We start from the raw sequence: 14,659 nt of genomic DNA, 5'->3' as shown, positions 1-14,659 counted from the left end.
TTTTTCTGCCATCAAGCCCTGTTTGTCTGCCCTCAAGCCTAGTACGGAAGCAGGTGGATGGGGCTGGGGATTCCTTTCACAGTTCGCTCACAGCACACGCATGGTTGGAACCGAGCCGGCTGTCTGAGAGTTGTACCAGTTGGAAAAGCCACCCCCGGAGGTAAGCATGAGCAACAAGGCCGTCCACTACGTCAGCAAGTCCGCATCAGCCGCGGCCGGGTCGATCGGCACTGCAGCGGCCGCCGCGGCAAGCGCCGTGGCTGCTGCCGCCGTGGCAGCGTCGATTGTGTTGAGCCCGGTCCCGAACGCGGCGGCACGGTTGGATGGCGTCCACGCGGACCTCCAGCGGGCAGTGGAACTCAACCAGATCACTGCCGAGCAGGCTGCGAAGTTCGAGGCAAAACTGGCCGGCCGGATCCTTGGTGAAGCTTGAAAATTCGGGCGAATTCCGCCCCTCGGGACTCGATTAGATTCTTGGCCGGAAGTTCTGTAAGGTTGTCTCTGCCTTCGGTTACCGGATCGAAAGAAACGGTCTTCCGGAAGTGATCTTCTTTTGAAGTTCGGCAGATTACCCGAGCGGCCAAAGGGGGCTGACTGTAAATCAGCTGGCACTGCCTACGGGGGTTCGAATCCCTCATCTGCCACCAAACGGGAAATCCCCGGAACCACTGGTTCCGGGGATTTTTTGTGTCCAGGATGCTCCGGAGCGTAGAGGTGCCGGACCCCAATGTTCCTCGCTGGCCCGGTGCTTGGCTTTCGGAGGTGCGAACGGCCGCCTGGGAGAGGCCTCAATTTCCTGGACTGCGCTCCGCGGCTTGGCGCAGTTCGGCGATCTCCCGGCGCAGCGCCGAGATCTCGGTCAGCAGTCCCGCAATCTCGGCACGCACGGGTGCCTCGGCAGCCATGGTCTTGTCTTCGACGGCGGCTGCCACGTCCTCGGCGTTCTCCTCGATCCGCTGCACCAACCACGAGGCAATGGAAGCAGTGACAATACCCAGTACGGCAATGCCGCTCATCATCAAGGCGGCAGCCACCACGCGGCCCATGGGTGTTACAGGGTAGAGATCGCCGTAGCCCACGGTGGTGATGGTGGTGATGGCCCACCACAAGGCGTCGCCGAACGTCACGATTTTCGCGTCGGGGGCGCCCTGTTCAACGTCCAGGACGGCAAGCGCGCCCACCAGTACCAGCATGGCTGCGGAACCGGCCACATAGGTGGCGATGCGTCCGCGCAGGGTTTCTCCCACCGTGCGGTGGAGCACGGAGAGCAAGGTGACGAGCCGAAGGAGCCGGAGGGGCCGGAAGAAGGGGAGTGCCACTATGAGGAGTTCGTGCAGGTTCCAGAAGAACCACCGCTTGCGGTCTTCGGCAAGCCAGAGGTTGGCGATATAGTCCAGGGCGAAGATGCCCCACGTGATCCAGAGGATCACTTCGAAGGGTTGGGCCGCGGCGCCATCGACGCGTCCAATGACCTGCCAGGCGTAGGCGCCCAGGAAGATCAGGGCCGTGATCATGAGGGGCCACTCGACGAGGTCCCGGTATCGCGCTTGCGTCATACCGGAATACTAGTCACGGTGTGGCCCCGCACGGCCTCGGCGTAACTACGCTGCCGGGGTTTCGAGCCAGTAGCCGTCCAGGTGGTGGACCAGTTGGCGGCCCAGGCCGCCCTTGAGCTGGACCCACAGGGTGCTGCGGTCATCCGTCATGCCGTCGATGGTTCCTTCGATGCGGTTCCCGCGGGCATCGGCCAGGACCACTTCCTGGCGGATGGCGAGCTCGGGCCAGACGTTCCCGCCTGCCGTGGTGGTTTGCAGTGTGCTCAAAGGAGCCCCCCGTTTGTTGTGCGTGTTCATGAGTTCCAGATATTGTGCACGGTTTTCGTGAACCTGCGGTAAACGTTTGTGCAAACGTTGGACATAAAGAGGCCTTGACTGGCGCCCGCGGTCCGCCTGGTGGATACCCCTTTCCGGCAAATGTTACTCATGGGTAACATGGTGGCCATGCACTTGCTTCTCCGCACGATCCTGCTGCTCTTTACTTCCGCGAAACGTTCACCGTTGGGCGTTTGGGATGCGTCGTCCTTGCCCTTGCGCGTCCTGCCTACTGACATCGACATCGCGATGCACGTCAACAACGGCATGTACTTTTCGCTCATGGACTTGGGCCGTTTCGACCTCATGGTGCGCAGCGGCATTTGGCGCAGGATGCGCAAGCGCGGCTGGAGCCCGGTGGCCGCGGGGGAGACCATCGCCTTCCGGAAGTCGCTCCAGTTGTGGCAGCGCTACACGGTGGAGACCAGGATCATCGGCCTGGACGCCAAGGCCATCTACTTTGAGCAGCGCATGGTGGTGGACGGCGAAATCTATGCCCGCGCGCACATCGCCACCCGGTTGGTCTGTAAGGGAAAGCCGGTGAGTCAGGAGGACATCCTGGCCGAGTTTGGCTACCCGCCCGCGGATCTGCAACTTCCGGACTGGATCCACGAATGGCGCGAACACAATGCCCTCCCGGGCGCCCGCCGAGCGGCCCCGCACTCCTGGGACACTGCGGAGGCGCACGTCCAGGAGCGCGTGAAAGGCCAGGACTAGACGCCCACGTCCCGGCGCTGCAGGGCCACCGCGCCCACGGCAATGAGTGCCGCCGAGATACCCAGCAGGCCAACCGCGGCTCCCCAATCGGCGCCGTTCGTCACGGGCGAATTGCCGTAGGCCCAGTGGTAGGGCGAGAGGTTCAGCAGCCACTCCATGTTCGGACTCTGCCTGCCCACGGCGTTGAAGACGTATCCCAGCACGGCCACTGCCGCACCCGCGGCAATCCCGTAGACCTTCCTGCCGGTCAGGGCGCCAAAACACAAGGCGGCGGTACCGCTGAGCAATGCCAGCCCGGCGAACAGCACCACGGCTCCGGCGAGGTGCCCGACGTCGATACCCAGTTGCGCTGGTCCGTTCGGTACCAGCACCAGGACGAAGACGAGCAGCGCCAGCGCGGCCACCCGGACCACGAGTGCCAAAGCCCGTTCCAGGACCACCTGGATGCGCGTGACGCTGTGGGCCAGCGTGAGCTCCAGCAGCCCGGATTCCTCGTCGCCGCCCACGGCTGAGGCGCCCCAGCCCACGGATGCCAGGGACATGAGCAGGAAGCCGATCAGCCCGAACAACGTGGCCTGGGTGTAGCCGGTTCCCGTGGCGATTTGGTCGTAGTTCAAGGCCTTGGTCATTCCCTGCGGCAGGGCATCGATCATTTGCTGCATCTGCGAGCTGCCTCCGATGGAGGGGTAGAGAGGCAGGTAGAGCATGATGGCGCCTGTCAATCCCAACCCCCACGCGATGGTGGAGCGCCAGGAATCCGTCAGTGCCTTGGTGAAAAGGGGCAGGATCCTAGGCATGGTGGGCTTCTTCCTTGGGTGCGGCGGCGCTGTGTTTGCCTGATTCGTGTTTGCCGGATTCTGTCCTCGCGGTCCCGGCACCCCGGTGGCTGTTGCCGTTCCCTTCGTAATGCCCTGTGTACAGCGTTAGCACCGCCTCTTCCAGGTCCGGTTCTTCGAGGACCAGGTCGGTCAGGTTGAGCCGGGCCAACTCCTGCACCAGGGGCTGGACGTGGCCCGAGAGCGTGGCGCTTGCCTCCACGCCACGAGTGTTACCTTCGGAGGCAGGCAGTTCCCGAAGCACCACATTGGCCACTCCCGGCACCCGGGCCAGCAGCGCACCGACGTCGTTCGTTTCAGTTCCGGTGACGTTGAACTTCAGCTGCCGCACGGCTGCGGTCCGCAAAGCCTCCACGGTGGATATGGTGACGATGCCGCCATCGCGCAGGATCGCGACGGCGTCCGCGGCCTGCTGGACTTCGCTCAGGACGTGGGAGCTGAGGAATACGGTGGCGCCGTTGTCCACGGCTTCGCGGACCATGGCGTGGAAGACCTGCTGGACCAGGGGATCCAGCCCGCTGGTGGGCTCGTCCAGCACCAGGAGTTCGGGCCGGTGCATGAAGGCCTGGAGCAGGCCCAGCTTCTGCTTGTTCCCCTTTGAGAGCTTCCGGGTTTGCCGGTCCAGGTCCAGGTCCAAACGGTCCGCGAGCGCCTTGACGTGGGCGCGGTCCACAGGGCCGCTGATCGCCTCGAAGTGTTCCACGACGCGTCGGCCGGTGGTCCGGTTCTCCAGGTGCAGTTCGCCCGGCAGGTACCCGATCCGGCGGCGCAACGCCGTTCCCGCCCGGCGCGGATCCTGACCCAGCACGGAGATTCTTCCTGCGCTGGGCCGGATAATGTCCAGCAGGCAGCGCATGGTGGTGGTCTTGCCTGCGCCATTGGGTCCGATGACGCCGAACACTGTTCCGGCGTCCACTGCGAAGTCCAGTCCGTGCAGGACTTCGCGGTGGCCGAACTTCTTACGCAACCCCTCGACGACGACTGCCTGGGTCACGGGGCATGCTCCCTTCGGTGGTGTTTGGTTGGTGGTGGAGGGCTTCGCGGGCCGATTCGAGGAACCGCGAGTCTGTGTAGAAACCGTGGGTGTAGATGTCCAGGGCGGGCAGGGTCAGGTGCCGGAGCAGTTCTGGGCCAATGCCGTGTGGTTCGGAGACCGGCGTGCCGAGCGCGCGGGACACGTGCCGGCCGAGCATGAGCATGGACAGGCTGTTGGACGCGATGACCACGGCCGTGGCGCGGATATCTTCGAACGCGCGGATGGTGCCGGCTTTGATGCCTGTGTGGATGATGTCCTCCGTTTGGCTGACAACCCCGTCGAAAAAGGCATCTCCGGCGTCTGACTCGTCGCCCAGCGATTGGCGGATGTAGGCGATCTCGTCCGCGAATTCGTGGGGGTTGTTGAGGTAGTCCTGGATGAGGAGCCTCGTGGTGCGGGGGTCCGCTTTCTCGCGTCCCTGGCTGGCTGTTTGCGCCAGGACATGCTGGTCGCAGACTTCGCGGAGGCCGGCCTTGCTGCCGAAATGGTGGATGACCAGGCCGGGGCTCACTCCCGCCTCGGCTGCGACGGAGCGGACGGTGGCGCGGGCAAAGCCATCCCGGCCGAACAGGCCGATGGCGGCATCCCGGATGCGGGCCCGGGTGGTCAAATCCTGCACGGTTGAACGCATGTTCCAAACACTAAACACTTGTTCAATGCACCGCAAGGGCTTGTGGAAAATAACGATGTTGCACCAATGGCCGCGTCGATTAACAGGTATGCGCCGGCGTGAAACATACTTGCCTGACTGTGTCCGGTGGGGAGGCAGCAGCAGGGCGTTCCGCCCAAGTTTTTATGGGGTAGCAGTATGGGTTCCACAGGGTCAAAAATTGGCCGTGCCCGCCGCGGGCTTTCGGTCTGCGCAAGCGTTCTTTTGCTGGCCGGGAGTGCCTTCGGAACAGCAGTTCCGGCAGTAGCCACTGACACATCAACGCCATCCGTGGCGGGTGCCATCGGCCAGTTATACAACACCAGTTCCTGGGCGCGGAGCGTGCTGCTCAAGCCAACCGCCAAAGAGGAGTGTGCGGCCTCGGGGTGCGTGCAGCGCTTCGCCGGCGGAGACATCGCCTGGTCAGCCCGGACCGGTGCACGGGTAGTGGTCAACGGTCCGGTCCGCACCTCATGGTGGGACAACGGTGGCCCGGCGGGATACCACGGCTACCCGACGTCGGACACGGCCTTGGGCCTCCGCAGCGGCGGCTCCAAGCAGGTGTTCGAACGCGGAGCCATCACTGCTTCTCCCGGTACCGGGGCACAGCGCACCACCGGTTCCATCCACCTTGCCTGGGCACGCTCGGGCTTTGAAGGCGGCTACCTTGGCTACCCCGTCACCGGGGAACGGACAGGACTGCCCGACGGCGGTGCGTACCAGGCCTTCGAACGCGGCTTCATCGTGTGGTCGGCAGCCAGTGGGGCGCATCCGTCCATGGGGGCCATCCGTGCGCGCTGGCGGGAATCCGGCCTGGAGGGCGGAGAGCTTGGTTACCCCACCTCGGATGAGGCCACCGGGCTGAAGAACGGCGGCTCGGCGCAGCAGTACCAACGCGGAACCATCGTCTGGTCTCCGTCCACCGGGGCCCGTGTGCTGACCGGGGCCATCCGGGCTTACTGGTCCTCCACAGGCGGACAGAACGGGGCGCTCGGGTACCCCGTGGGAGAGGAAAACCGCCAGGCGAACTTCGTGTACCAGCAGTTCCAGGGTGGCACGGTGTACTGGTCCGCGGCCACGGGGGCCCACTCCACTACGCATGGTGACATCCACAACCGCTACGTGGCGCTTGGCGGCGCGGCGGGGCAACTCGGATTGCCGTTGACGGACAAGATTCCCAAGGCCGGAGGACTGGTCCAGCAGTTCGCCAATGGCTGGCTGGTATGGGGGCCGGGCACCGGAACCCGCATCGTGGGCCACCCAATCTACGTGGTGTGGTCCGTGAACCCGGGCGACTTTGGCTGGCCCCTGCGTGACATGTGGACGGATTCACGCGGAAACCACGTTGCCTTCCAGAAACTGGAAACCATCTGGAACCCAACCACCCAGGAACTGTACTCGGCGGAGGCCGTGGACTCTTTCACGGCAGTTTTCCTCGGAGACTCGCAGTTGGACCTCGACTCCTGGGGCGAACAGGGGGCCCGTGCCGCAGGCTACCCCCGCCAGGTGGTCCGCAGCATCGGCGGGATGGGCTACGTCTCCGGGAGTTCGGTTGGCTCCGCGACGGACGCTGTCCTCCTTGACCGTATCCTCCTGCCGCAGGGGAACCCCGGAGTGGTGATAGTGAACCTGGGCGGCAATGATGCCCGGATCATGGCCACCGACGCCGCCATCCTTTCCCAGGCCAACAAACTGTGGGATGAATTGCGGCGAAAGTATCCGCGGAGCACCATCGTCATCAACGGCGTGCTCTCCCGGTACGATTCCAGCCACTTCCAGCGTCGTTGGGTGGATGGCATGCTGATGCGTGAGGCAGCCCTCCGGGGCTGGCCACGCGTTTCCATGGCCGGCACCGCCACCATCGCCGGAGCGGACGGAAACTACCTGGACAACATCCACATGCACCAGACCGGCCACAACAAGGTGGCGCCCCTCTACGCCTCGGCCCTGAAGTACGTGCTGGGCAGGTAGGCATCCCGGTGTCCGCTTCGGCACGCCCGTTCCGGGACCCGCTTTGCGTTCTTTGCAGCGCTGTTGGCACGCACAGCAGGCCCCGCAACAGAGCAGGTCACGGGGTTATTCCCGGTGAAGCGGGAAGCGAACAGGAGGTCCCCGCACGGGACTTCCAGACCAGGGTCGCGTACGGTGGAATCATGGCTACAGTTGACATCACTGGAGAACAGTTCGCACAGACCATTGAGGGCAACGACATTGTCCTGGTGGATTTCTGGGCCGCCTGGTGCGGCCCGTGCCGCCAGTTTGCCCCCGTTTACCAGGCGTCGTCGGACAACCACTCCGACGTCTTCTTCGCGAAGGTGGACACCGAGGCCGAGCAGCAGCTCGCCGCCGAGGCCGGTATCACCTCGATCCCCACGCTGATGGCTTTCCGTGAAAAGGTCCTGGTCTTCTCTCAGCCAGGTGCCCTTAACGGTCCGCAGCTCGAGCAGGTCATCGAGGCCGTGAAGGGCCTGGACATGGAAGAGGTCCACGCCCACGTCGCCAAGCAGCGCGCCGCGCAGGCCGGGGAGAACTAGAACTTCCCTTGGCGATCGACGGGATCGCCGGAAACGCAATGAGGTCGCCGGAACATTCCGGCGACCTCATCGCGTTTGCAGCGACTTCGGGATCAGAGGCGTTCCAGCCGGACAGGCTCGGCCAGCAGGGCGCTCAGGGATTCGTTCAGGTCCTGGACGGCAATGCCCTTGGAGTGCTTCTCCAGCAGTTCCTCGGATTCCCAGCGCTCGGTCAGGACGAGCTTCTCTTCGGTGGCTTCAGTCAGCTCGTAGCGAATGCAGCCGGGCTCGTTGACCACCTCGTCGATCGCGATCTCAAGGGCGAGCTTCACACGGAAGAACTCGCCTTCGTTGGGGATGAACGTTGCCTGCAGGTCGATGGGTGCACTCATGGCCACAACACTACCGGGAGGACACGTTCACCTTTGAGCTGTTTACGGTTCTGTTGCGGGCAGCGGCTTGGTAGCGTTCCGTCATGTTGTCCTACACCGCCGGTGACACTGACGTCCCGCTGCTCGAAGAGACCATTGGCGCCAATTTTGAATGCGTGGCCGCGCAGTTCCCGTTGCGCGATGCCTTGATCGAAGCGGCAGCCGCGCCGGGCGGGGAAGCCCGCCGCTGGAGCTACCAAAAGCTGAACGACGACGTCGATCGCCTAGCCCGCGCGCTGCTCGCCCTGGGGGTGGCCAAGGGAGACCGGATTGGCATCTGGAGTCCCAACTGCGCCGAGTGGACCATCCTGCAGTATGCCACCGCGAAGGCTGGAGCCGTGTTGGTCAACGTGAACCCGGCCTACCGCAGCCACGAACTGGAATTCGTGGTGAAGCAAAACGGCATGCGCATGCTGGTGGCCGCGCCTACGGACAAGAACAGCGACTACGTCGGCATGGCCAGGGCAGCACTTGCTTCCTGCCAGGAGCTCAAGGAGCTGGTGTTCCTCCCGGGCGATCCGCTCCTGGGCCTGCGCTCAGGCGTCCCGGAAACCGGCCACGAACTGACGTACGCCGAGCTGCTGACCCGGGCTGACGCCGTCGGGCCCTCCGCGCTGCGTGAGCGGATGGCGCAACTGGACCCGCACGATCCCATCAACCTGCAGTACACCTCCGGAACCACGGGGTTTCCCAAAGGTGCCACACTGACCCACCACAACATCCTCAACAACGGGCACTCCATCGGGCGGCTGCTTGGCTATACCGAAAACGACCGTGTGGTGATTCCCGTGCCGTTCTACCACTGCTTCGGCATGGTGATTGGAAACCTCAACGCACTCAGCTTCGGTGCCGCCACGATCATTCCGGGGAGGGGCTTCAACCCGTCGGCCGCGCTGGAAGCCGTGCAGGACTTCGGCGGGACCTCCCTGTATGGCGTGCCCACCATGTTCATAGCCGAACTGGCGCTGGAAGACTTCGGGTCCTACGATCTGTCCACGCTCCGAACCGGGGTCATGGCCGGCTCCCTGTGCCCCATCGAGGTGATGCGCCGGGTGATCGACGAGATGCACATGGTGGACGTGGCCATTTGCTACGGCATGACGGAGACCTCGCCGGTTTCCACCATGACGCGGGCCGGGGACACCCTGGAACAGCGGACCAGCACGGTGGGCCGCACCATGCCACATCTGGAGAGCCGGATCACCGATCCTGCCTCCGGTGACGTGGTGGAACGGGGCGTGATCGGCGAACTGTGCACCCGTGGATACGCCGTGATGCAGGGCTACTGGGGCCAACCGGACAAGACTGCGGAAGCAATCGACGCCGACGGCTGGATGCACACCGGTGACCTGGCCCGCATGGACCAGGACGGGTACCTCGTGATCGAAGGCCGCATCAAGGACATGGTGATCCGCGGCGGCGAGAACATCTATCCGCGCGAGATCGAGGAGTTCCTGTATCTGCACCCGTCCATCCAGGACGTCCAGGTGATCGGCGTTCCGGATGCCAAGTACGGCGAGGAGCTCATGGCCTGCATCATCCTCAAACCCGGGGCAGCCGCGCTCACTGCCGAGGACGTGGCGGAGTATTGCCGGGGCAGGCTGGCCCACTTCAAGATCCCGCGCTATGTGGATGTCCGGGAGAGCTTCCCCATGACGGTTTCCGGGAAGGTCCGGAAGATCGACATGCGCCAGGAAGCCGTGACGCGCCTCCACCTCTAGTCAGTTGGTATTGCGCGCAATGGTACGGATACCGACGACAAGCCCGACGGCGGCAGTCGCCACGGCTGCCACCAGCCCCCAGAACGTGTGGATACCGACGGTTCCGGCGAACAGTTCGCGTTCGGCATTGACCAGGTAAGTCAACGGATTGAACAGGCTTGCTACCTTCATCCAGCCAGGGCCGGCTTCGATCGGAAGCATGATGCCGGAAAGAATCATGAGTGGGAACAGCAATGTTTGCTGCACGCCCCAAAAGATCCATTCCTTGTTCTGCGACACCAGCGCCAGGGCATAGGACAAGGCCCCGAGCCCGATGCCGAAGATGCCAAGGATGACCAATCCCAAGAGCACGTGCGCCGGATGGAAAACGAAGCCGAACGGGATGCATACCACTGAGATCAGCAGGCCCTGCACCACAAGCGGAGCCCATTCCTTCAGTGCCCTGCCCACCATCAGCGACGATCGCGAGAGCGGGGTGGCCAGGATCCGTTCATAGGAACCGGTCATCAGCTCGTACTGAAGGTTGGAGCCGGTCATGGACGTACCGAACAGGGCGATCATCACCACCACTCCCGGCAGGAACCACTGCAGCGTCGACTGGCCGCCGAACGCCGGTGCCCCTACGGCTGCTCCGAGCAGGGGTCCGAACAGGCCCAGGAATACCAGCGGCTGGATGAGGGAGAAGATCAGTGAGAAGGGGTCCCGCAATGGCAGGAGCATCTCCCGCCAGAAAACGAACCAGGTGTCGTTGAGGATTCCGCCGATCCGCGGTTTCTGAACCGTTGTTGCCAGGGTTACTGCTTGTCCGGCCATCAAACCTCAGCTCCTTCGCGCAAGCTCCGCCCGGTAAGTTCAAGAAAGACATCGTCAAGCGTGGGCGGCTTCAGTTCCAGTGACCGGGCGGGAGCACCGGCGTCGTGCATTTCCTTCAGCAGGACCGGCGCCAACTGGGCGCCCCGGGCAAGCCTCAGGCTGAACCGGACGACGCCGTCGTATGCGTTCTCCTGAACGTCGCCTTCGGTCGCAGCACGACCCAGGAGGCCCCGGACCTCGGCAGCTGAGCCGGCAGCCACTTCGACGGCCATCAGGTCACCGGCGAGGTTGGCTTTGAGGCGGGCGGCGGTGTCATCGGCGATGATCGTGCCGTGGTCAATGACGATCACCCGTTCGGACATGGAATCCGCCTCATCCATATAGTGGGTGGTCAGCACAATGGTGGTTCCGTGCTCCTGGCGCATGCGCATGATGTGTTCCCACAGGTTGGCCCGGTTTTGCGGGTCCATGCCGGTGGATGGCTCATCGAGGAAGAGCAGCCCAGGTGAATGCATCAGGCCCAATGCCACATCCATGCGCCTGCGCTGGCCTCCGGAGAGCTTGATCACCGTTCGCTTGGCGAGATCGGTGAGGTCCAGTGAAGTCATGAGGGATTCGGCCCGGGCTTTGGCGTAGGCGGTGTTCATGCCGTAGAAGCGTCCTTGCATGATGAGTTCGTCGATCACGCGGTAGCTGTGGCCGCCGCCGTTGCCCTGGCCGATGTAGCCGATCCTTGCCCTGACTCCGGCGGGATCCCGGGCAACGTCGATGCCGGCTACCGTTGCCTTGCCTGAGGTGGGTTTCAACAGCGTGGTGAGCATGCGCAGGGTGGTCGATTTGCCAGCCCCATTGGGGCCCAGGAACGCGACGAGTTCGCCCGGCGCGACATCGATGTCCACCCCTTTGACCGCCTCGACTGTTTCCTTCTTGACGGTGAAGGTCTTGGTGAGTTTCTGGGTGTGGATCACGGTGGCTCCCGGGGCTGGGCTGGCACTGCTGGGGGTCCTATTGACGCCACGCTATACCCGCCGCGGGGCACCGTAAATACTCCTGCGGACAAGTCCCGTCCGCATTTGCGGCTAGTGGGAGCGGTGGTCCTGGACCGTCATGCGGGGGCCGAACGTGGGTTTGCGGAAGCCGCTCAAGTAGAGCATGCGGACCAGGCGCTGCCGTTGCCCCTTCCACGGTTCCAGAAGCTGCAGCATCCCGGCGTCGTCGGTCTTTCGGCCGGTCAAGGCGTAACCCACGTAGGCGGCCAAATGGTAGTCGCCCACGGAAATCGAATCCGGGCAGCCATGGGTCCGCTGCACCACCTCGGCGGCCGACCAGATGCCGATTCCGGGGATGGTCTGCATCTTGGCGCCGGCCTCGGACGCGCTGAGCGCACCCAGGCGTTCAAGGGCGACGGCGGACTGCAGCGCCCGCATCACCGTGGCCGAACGCTGCGGCCCGACTCCCGCCTTGTGCCACTCCCATGAAGGAACGGCGAGCCACTGCCGCGCCGTGGGCGGAACAAGGAGACCCTGCGGTGCTGCCCGGCCTGGTGCCTTGGTCCCGTACCGGTACATGAGGTACCGGTACCCGCGGCGGGCCTCCAAAGTGGTGACCTTTTGCTCCAAAATGGTGGGCACCAGTGAATCGACCACCCGCCCGGTTGAGGGTAGCCGCAAAGCCAGGTTCCGGCGTCGTGCTTCAGTGACCAGACAGGGAAGGGTGGAATGGAAGGCGGGCTCGTCGAAAGCGGCCCAATCGTCGTCGGCGCCCAACAGGCGCGGGACACCGGCGATGGCGTCTTCCGCTCCGGAACCCCAGGCCTGCGCGTCCACCCATGTGCCGGACCCCAAACCGCCGGAGGAAAGCCGCAGCGTGACAGGTCCGGAAGCCGTAGTGAAGGCGAGCCAGAAACCGCTGGGGTGGGCGGCGAAGGAAGGATCGCCGTTGCCGCGCTGGAGCGGGAACAGGGTTTGATCGAGGCGGTAAGGGGTTCCCGGATGCCACCTGAGGGATGCGTCCGCCGCGGCCGCAACAAGCGGCGGAGCTTCAGCAATGGTCATGTTTTCATGGTCCCATGCCGGGGTGACAATTTGCTCCGTGAAGCCCTTACCGCCGCTGGGCTACGCGGCTAGACTCCCTCATGTGGCGTGGAACAGGCCGCGCCACCCCAGGAAAATCCCCTAGGAACAAGGAGCGCTAGCCATGGCCGCGATTGTGCATTTCGAAATTCCCACGGACAACAAAGAACGGGCCAACACCTTCTACCAGAGCACGTTCGGTTGGAACCTCAGCCCCATGCAGGGGATGGACTACACGATCGCCCTCACCACCGACTCTGATGAGCAAACCGGTATGCCCAAAGAACCCGGTGCCATCAACGGTGCGCTCTTTCCCCGGTCGGAGAACCTGAAAACCCCTATCCTCACCATTGATGTTGACGATATTGACGCCGCCCTCGGACAAGTGGAGCAAGCCGGCGGTTCGGTGGTGCAGGGCAAGGACGCCGTGCCAACCATGGGATGGTACGCGTACTTCAAGGACACGGAAGGCAACATCCTGGGCCTGTGGCAGACGGATACCACAGCGGGAAGCTAGGTCCGGGCGGGTCCACCGGACGGTCCTGGAACGTGCCGATCCCGGGCAGACGGTAACTTTGTACCTATGAAGTATGCCCAGTCCGTGTTGGACCTCATTGGCAATACGCCGCTCATCAAGCTCAACCACATCACGGACGGGATCAAAGCCACAGTCCTGGTGAAGCTCGAATACGTCAACCCCGGCGGATCCATCAAAGACCGGATCGCCGTGAAGATGATCGAAGAGGCGGAAAAGGACGGTCGGCTCAAGCCGGGCGGAACCATTGTTGAACCGACCTCGGGCAACACCGGAGTGGGCCTGGCCCTCGTGGCCCAGCAAAAGGGCTACAAGTGCGTCTTCGTGGTGCCGGACAAGGTGGGCGAGGACAAGAGAGCCGTCCTGCAGGCTTACGGCGCCGAGGTAGTGGTGACACCCACCGCCGTCGCTCCCGACAGCCCGCATAGCTACTACGGTGTGTCCGACCGGCTGGTCCGCGAGATTCCCGGTGCCTTCAAGCCGGACCAGTTCTCCAACCCAGCCGCGCCGGGCAGCCACTTCGAATCCACGGGTCCGGAGATCTGGCGTGACACAGACGGCAAAGTGACCCATGTGGTGATCGGGGCCGGAACCGGCGGCACCATCACCGGCACGGGCCGTTTCCTCAAGCAGGTTTCGGCGGAGCGCCCCGAGTCCGACGGCGGCCGGGTCAAGATCATCGGCGCGGACCCGGCGGGATCGGTCTACTCAGGCGGGACCGGACGCCCCTACTTTGTTGAGGGCGTCGGCGAGGACATGTGGCCGGACAACTACGACCGGTCCGTTCCGGACGACGTCATTGCCGTCTCCGACGCCGATTCCTTTGCCATGACCCGGCGCCTTGCCCGCGAGGAAGGGCTGCTGGTGGGTGGCTCGTCCGGCATGGCCGTGGTTGCGGCGCTCCAAGCAGCCCAGGACCTGGACGAATCCGCCGTGGTGGTGGTGATCCTGCCGGACTCCGGCCGCGGATACCTGGCCAAGATCTTCAACGACCAGTGGATGCGCTCCTACGGCTTCCTCTCCGGCGGCGAGGAAGCCTCTGTTGGCCAAGTGCTGAAGTCCAAGACCGGAGAAATGCCGGACCTGGTCCATATCCACCCCAACGAGTCCGTCCGCGATGTCATCAACATCATGAACGAGTTCGGCGTCTCCCATATCCCGGTCCTCTCGCAGGAACCGCCCGTGGTGATGGGCGAGGTCCTGGGCGCGGTGGACGAGCGCAGCCTCACCTCCAAGCTGTTCAAAGGCGAAGCGAAGCTCACGGACAAGATCGCCGAGCACATGGGGGAGCGCCTCCCCGTGATCGGCTCACTGGAAACCATTTCCGCCGCGCGTGAACTGCTGTCCGACGTCGATACCGTCATGGTTACGTTCGCCGGAGCCCCCGTGGGGATCCTGACCCGCCACGACCTGCTCGCGTACCTGAGCAACTAAGCGCCGAGCCAGAAGCACAGAAGAGGAGCAC

At 64.0% G+C, this 14,659-nt stretch carries 16 protein-coding genes and 1 tRNA gene; 8 read left to right on the top strand and 9 right to left on the bottom strand.

From position 1 onward, the window contains the following. The first annotated feature begins 166 nt into the window (after positions 1–166). Together ACIPV6_RS20485 and ACIPV6_RS20480 are read left to right on the top strand one after the other, a co-directional pair. Positions 167–433 carry a hypothetical protein gene (locus ACIPV6_RS20485; protein WP_400272658.1) on the top strand — a complete coding sequence of 89 codons (267 nt, stop codon included), beginning with the start codon at positions 167–169 and terminating at the stop codon, positions 431–433. Positions 434–562: 129 nt separating this feature from the next. Beyond that, positions 563–647, top strand: a tRNA-Tyr gene (locus tag ACIPV6_RS20480). A gap of 141 nt (positions 648–788) precedes the next feature. Here ACIPV6_RS20480 and ACIPV6_RS20475 read toward each other — a convergent pair. Both ACIPV6_RS20475 and ACIPV6_RS20470 read right to left on the bottom strand, forming a co-directional pair. Next, on the bottom strand, positions 789–1,556 hold the full coding sequence (locus tag ACIPV6_RS20475; RefSeq protein ID WP_400272657.1) for a potassium channel family protein: 768 nt from the start codon (positions 1,554–1,556) through the stop codon (positions 789–791). 45 nt (positions 1,557–1,601) lie between these two features. Continuing rightward, entirely contained in the window at positions 1,602–1,823 is a 222-nt protein-coding gene (locus ACIPV6_RS20470) for a hypothetical protein (protein ID WP_400272656.1), read from the bottom strand. Positions 1,824–2,000: 177 nt separating this feature from the next. Between ACIPV6_RS20470 and ACIPV6_RS20465 the strand changes: the two genes are divergently transcribed. Further along, the gene (locus tag ACIPV6_RS20465) at positions 2,001–2,588 is read left to right on the top strand and encodes an acyl-CoA thioesterase (RefSeq protein WP_400272655.1); all 588 of its coding nucleotides are present in this window, start codon (positions 2,001–2,003) and stop codon (positions 2,586–2,588) included. On the opposite strand, the gene ACIPV6_RS20460 is transcribed toward ACIPV6_RS20465, so the two are convergent. Genes ACIPV6_RS20460 through ACIPV6_RS20450 form a run of 3 tightly spaced genes read right to left on the bottom strand, consistent with a single transcriptional unit; the run spans position 2,585 to position 5,091 of the window. Further along, positions 2,585–3,385, bottom strand: a complete 801-nt coding sequence (locus tag ACIPV6_RS20460) for an ABC transporter permease subunit (protein WP_400272654.1) — start codon at positions 3,383–3,385, stop codon at positions 2,585–2,587. The genes ACIPV6_RS20465 and ACIPV6_RS20460 overlap by 4 nt on opposite strands. After that, on the bottom strand, positions 3,378–4,418 hold the full coding sequence (locus tag ACIPV6_RS20455) for an ABC transporter ATP-binding protein (protein ID WP_400272653.1): 1,041 nt from the start codon (positions 4,416–4,418) through the stop codon (positions 3,378–3,380). The genes ACIPV6_RS20460 and ACIPV6_RS20455 overlap by 8 nt, the downstream gene beginning before the upstream one ends. Next, positions 4,384–5,091 carry a TetR family transcriptional regulator gene (locus ACIPV6_RS20450; protein ID WP_400272652.1) on the bottom strand — a complete coding sequence of 236 codons (708 nt, stop codon included), beginning with the start codon at positions 5,089–5,091 and terminating at the stop codon, positions 4,384–4,386. The genes ACIPV6_RS20455 and ACIPV6_RS20450 overlap by 35 nt, the downstream gene beginning before the upstream one ends. A gap of 360 nt (positions 5,092–5,451) precedes the next feature. Here ACIPV6_RS20450 and ACIPV6_RS20445 point away from each other — a divergent pair, with 360 nt between their 5' ends. Together ACIPV6_RS20445 and ACIPV6_RS20440 are read left to right on the top strand one after the other, a co-directional pair. After that, on the top strand, positions 5,452–7,080 hold the full coding sequence (locus ACIPV6_RS20445) for a GDSL-type esterase/lipase family protein (protein WP_400272651.1): 1,629 nt from the start codon (positions 5,452–5,454) through the stop codon (positions 7,078–7,080). A 182-nt stretch (positions 7,081–7,262) separates the two neighbouring features. Next, on the top strand, positions 7,263–7,643 hold the full coding sequence (locus ACIPV6_RS20440; RefSeq protein WP_400272650.1) for a thioredoxin family protein: 381 nt from the start codon (positions 7,263–7,265) through the stop codon (positions 7,641–7,643). A 92-nt stretch (positions 7,644–7,735) separates the two neighbouring features. Here the strand turns inward: ACIPV6_RS20440 and ACIPV6_RS20435 are convergent, their stop codons facing one another. Continuing rightward, complete coding sequence (locus tag ACIPV6_RS20435) at positions 7,736–8,014, bottom strand: putative quinol monooxygenase (protein ID WP_400272649.1); 279 nt, start codon at positions 8,012–8,014, stop codon at positions 7,736–7,738. An 83-nt stretch (positions 8,015–8,097) separates the two neighbouring features. On the opposite strand from ACIPV6_RS20435, the gene ACIPV6_RS20430 reads away from it, so the two are divergent. Beyond that, positions 8,098–9,774 (top strand): AMP-binding protein, encoded by a 1,677-nt coding sequence (locus ACIPV6_RS20430; RefSeq protein ID WP_400272648.1) that lies wholly within the window; start codon positions 8,098–8,100, stop codon positions 9,772–9,774. Here ACIPV6_RS20430 and ACIPV6_RS20425 read toward each other — a convergent pair whose 3' ends face one another. The 3 genes from ACIPV6_RS20425 to ACIPV6_RS20415 all read right to left on the bottom strand — a co-directional run bounded on the left by ACIPV6_RS20425 (position 9,775) and on the right by ACIPV6_RS20415 (position 12,641). Next, a complete protein-coding gene (locus ACIPV6_RS20425; RefSeq protein WP_400272647.1) occupies positions 9,775–10,587 on the bottom strand; it encodes an ABC transporter permease in 813 nt (270 codons plus the stop codon). Then, positions 10,587–11,555, bottom strand: coding sequence for an ATP-binding cassette domain-containing protein (locus tag ACIPV6_RS20420; RefSeq protein WP_400272646.1), 969 nt, complete (start codon positions 11,553–11,555; stop codon positions 10,587–10,589). Before ACIPV6_RS20420 ends, ACIPV6_RS20425 begins: the two co-directional genes overlap by 1 nt. Positions 11,556–11,666: 111 nt before the next feature. Continuing rightward, positions 11,667–12,641 (bottom strand): DNA-3-methyladenine glycosylase family protein, encoded by a 975-nt coding sequence (locus ACIPV6_RS20415; RefSeq protein WP_400272645.1) that lies wholly within the window; start codon positions 12,639–12,641, stop codon positions 11,667–11,669. A gap of 142 nt (positions 12,642–12,783) precedes the next feature. Between ACIPV6_RS20415 and ACIPV6_RS20410 the strand changes: the two genes are divergently transcribed. Next, positions 12,784–13,176 (top strand): VOC family protein, encoded by a 393-nt coding sequence (locus ACIPV6_RS20410; protein WP_400272644.1) that lies wholly within the window; start codon positions 12,784–12,786, stop codon positions 13,174–13,176. A gap of 66 nt (positions 13,177–13,242) precedes the next feature. After that, positions 13,243–14,628, top strand: a complete 1,386-nt coding sequence (locus ACIPV6_RS20405; protein WP_400272643.1) for a cystathionine beta-synthase — start codon at positions 13,243–13,245, stop codon at positions 14,626–14,628. Positions 14,629–14,659 lie beyond the last annotated feature (31 nt).

The organism is Paenarthrobacter sp. NPDC089988, assembly GCF_044748465.1.
Lineage (GTDB): Bacteria > Actinomycetota > Actinomycetes > Actinomycetales > Micrococcaceae > Arthrobacter.
The sequence above is the reverse complement of the archived record's forward strand: the minus strand, read 5'-3'. Positions and strand labels throughout refer to the sequence as shown.

What these genes read in the sequence shown, in the direction of transcription:
- ACIPV6_RS20415 (WP_400272645.1), bottom strand. Translation starts at nt 12,641, where the DNA reads ATGACCATTGCTGAAGCTCCGCCGCTTGTTGCGGCCGCGGCGGACGCA.
- ACIPV6_RS20440 (WP_400272650.1), top strand. Translation starts at nt 7,263, where the DNA reads ATGGCTACAGTTGACATCACTGGAGAACAGTTCGCACAGACCATTGAG.
- ACIPV6_RS20435 (WP_400272649.1), bottom strand. Translation starts at nt 8,014, where the DNA reads ATGAGTGCACCCATCGACCTGCAGGCAACGTTCATCCCCAACGAAGGC.
- ACIPV6_RS20460 (WP_400272654.1), bottom strand. Translation starts at nt 3,385, where the DNA reads ATGCCTAGGATCCTGCCCCTTTTCACCAAGGCACTGACGGATTCCTGG.
- ACIPV6_RS20475 (WP_400272657.1), bottom strand. Translation starts at nt 1,556, where the DNA reads ATGACGCAAGCGCGATACCGGGACCTCGTCGAGTGGCCCCTCATGATC.
- ACIPV6_RS20425 (WP_400272647.1), bottom strand. Translation starts at nt 10,587, where the DNA reads ATGGCCGGACAAGCAGTAACCCTGGCAACAACGGTTCAGAAACCGCGG.
- ACIPV6_RS20485 (WP_400272658.1), top strand. Translation starts at nt 167, where the DNA reads ATGAGCAACAAGGCCGTCCACTACGTCAGCAAGTCCGCATCAGCCGCG.
- ACIPV6_RS20405 (WP_400272643.1), top strand. Translation starts at nt 13,243, where the DNA reads ATGAAGTATGCCCAGTCCGTGTTGGACCTCATTGGCAATACGCCGCTC.
- ACIPV6_RS20450 (WP_400272652.1), bottom strand. Translation starts at nt 5,091, where the DNA reads ATGCGTTCAACCGTGCAGGATTTGACCACCCGGGCCCGCATCCGGGAT.
- ACIPV6_RS20465 (WP_400272655.1), top strand. Translation starts at nt 2,001, where the DNA reads ATGCACTTGCTTCTCCGCACGATCCTGCTGCTCTTTACTTCCGCGAAA.
- ACIPV6_RS20410 (WP_400272644.1), top strand. Translation starts at nt 12,784, where the DNA reads ATGGCCGCGATTGTGCATTTCGAAATTCCCACGGACAACAAAGAACGG.
- ACIPV6_RS20430 (WP_400272648.1), top strand. Translation starts at nt 8,098, where the DNA reads ATGTTGTCCTACACCGCCGGTGACACTGACGTCCCGCTGCTCGAAGAG.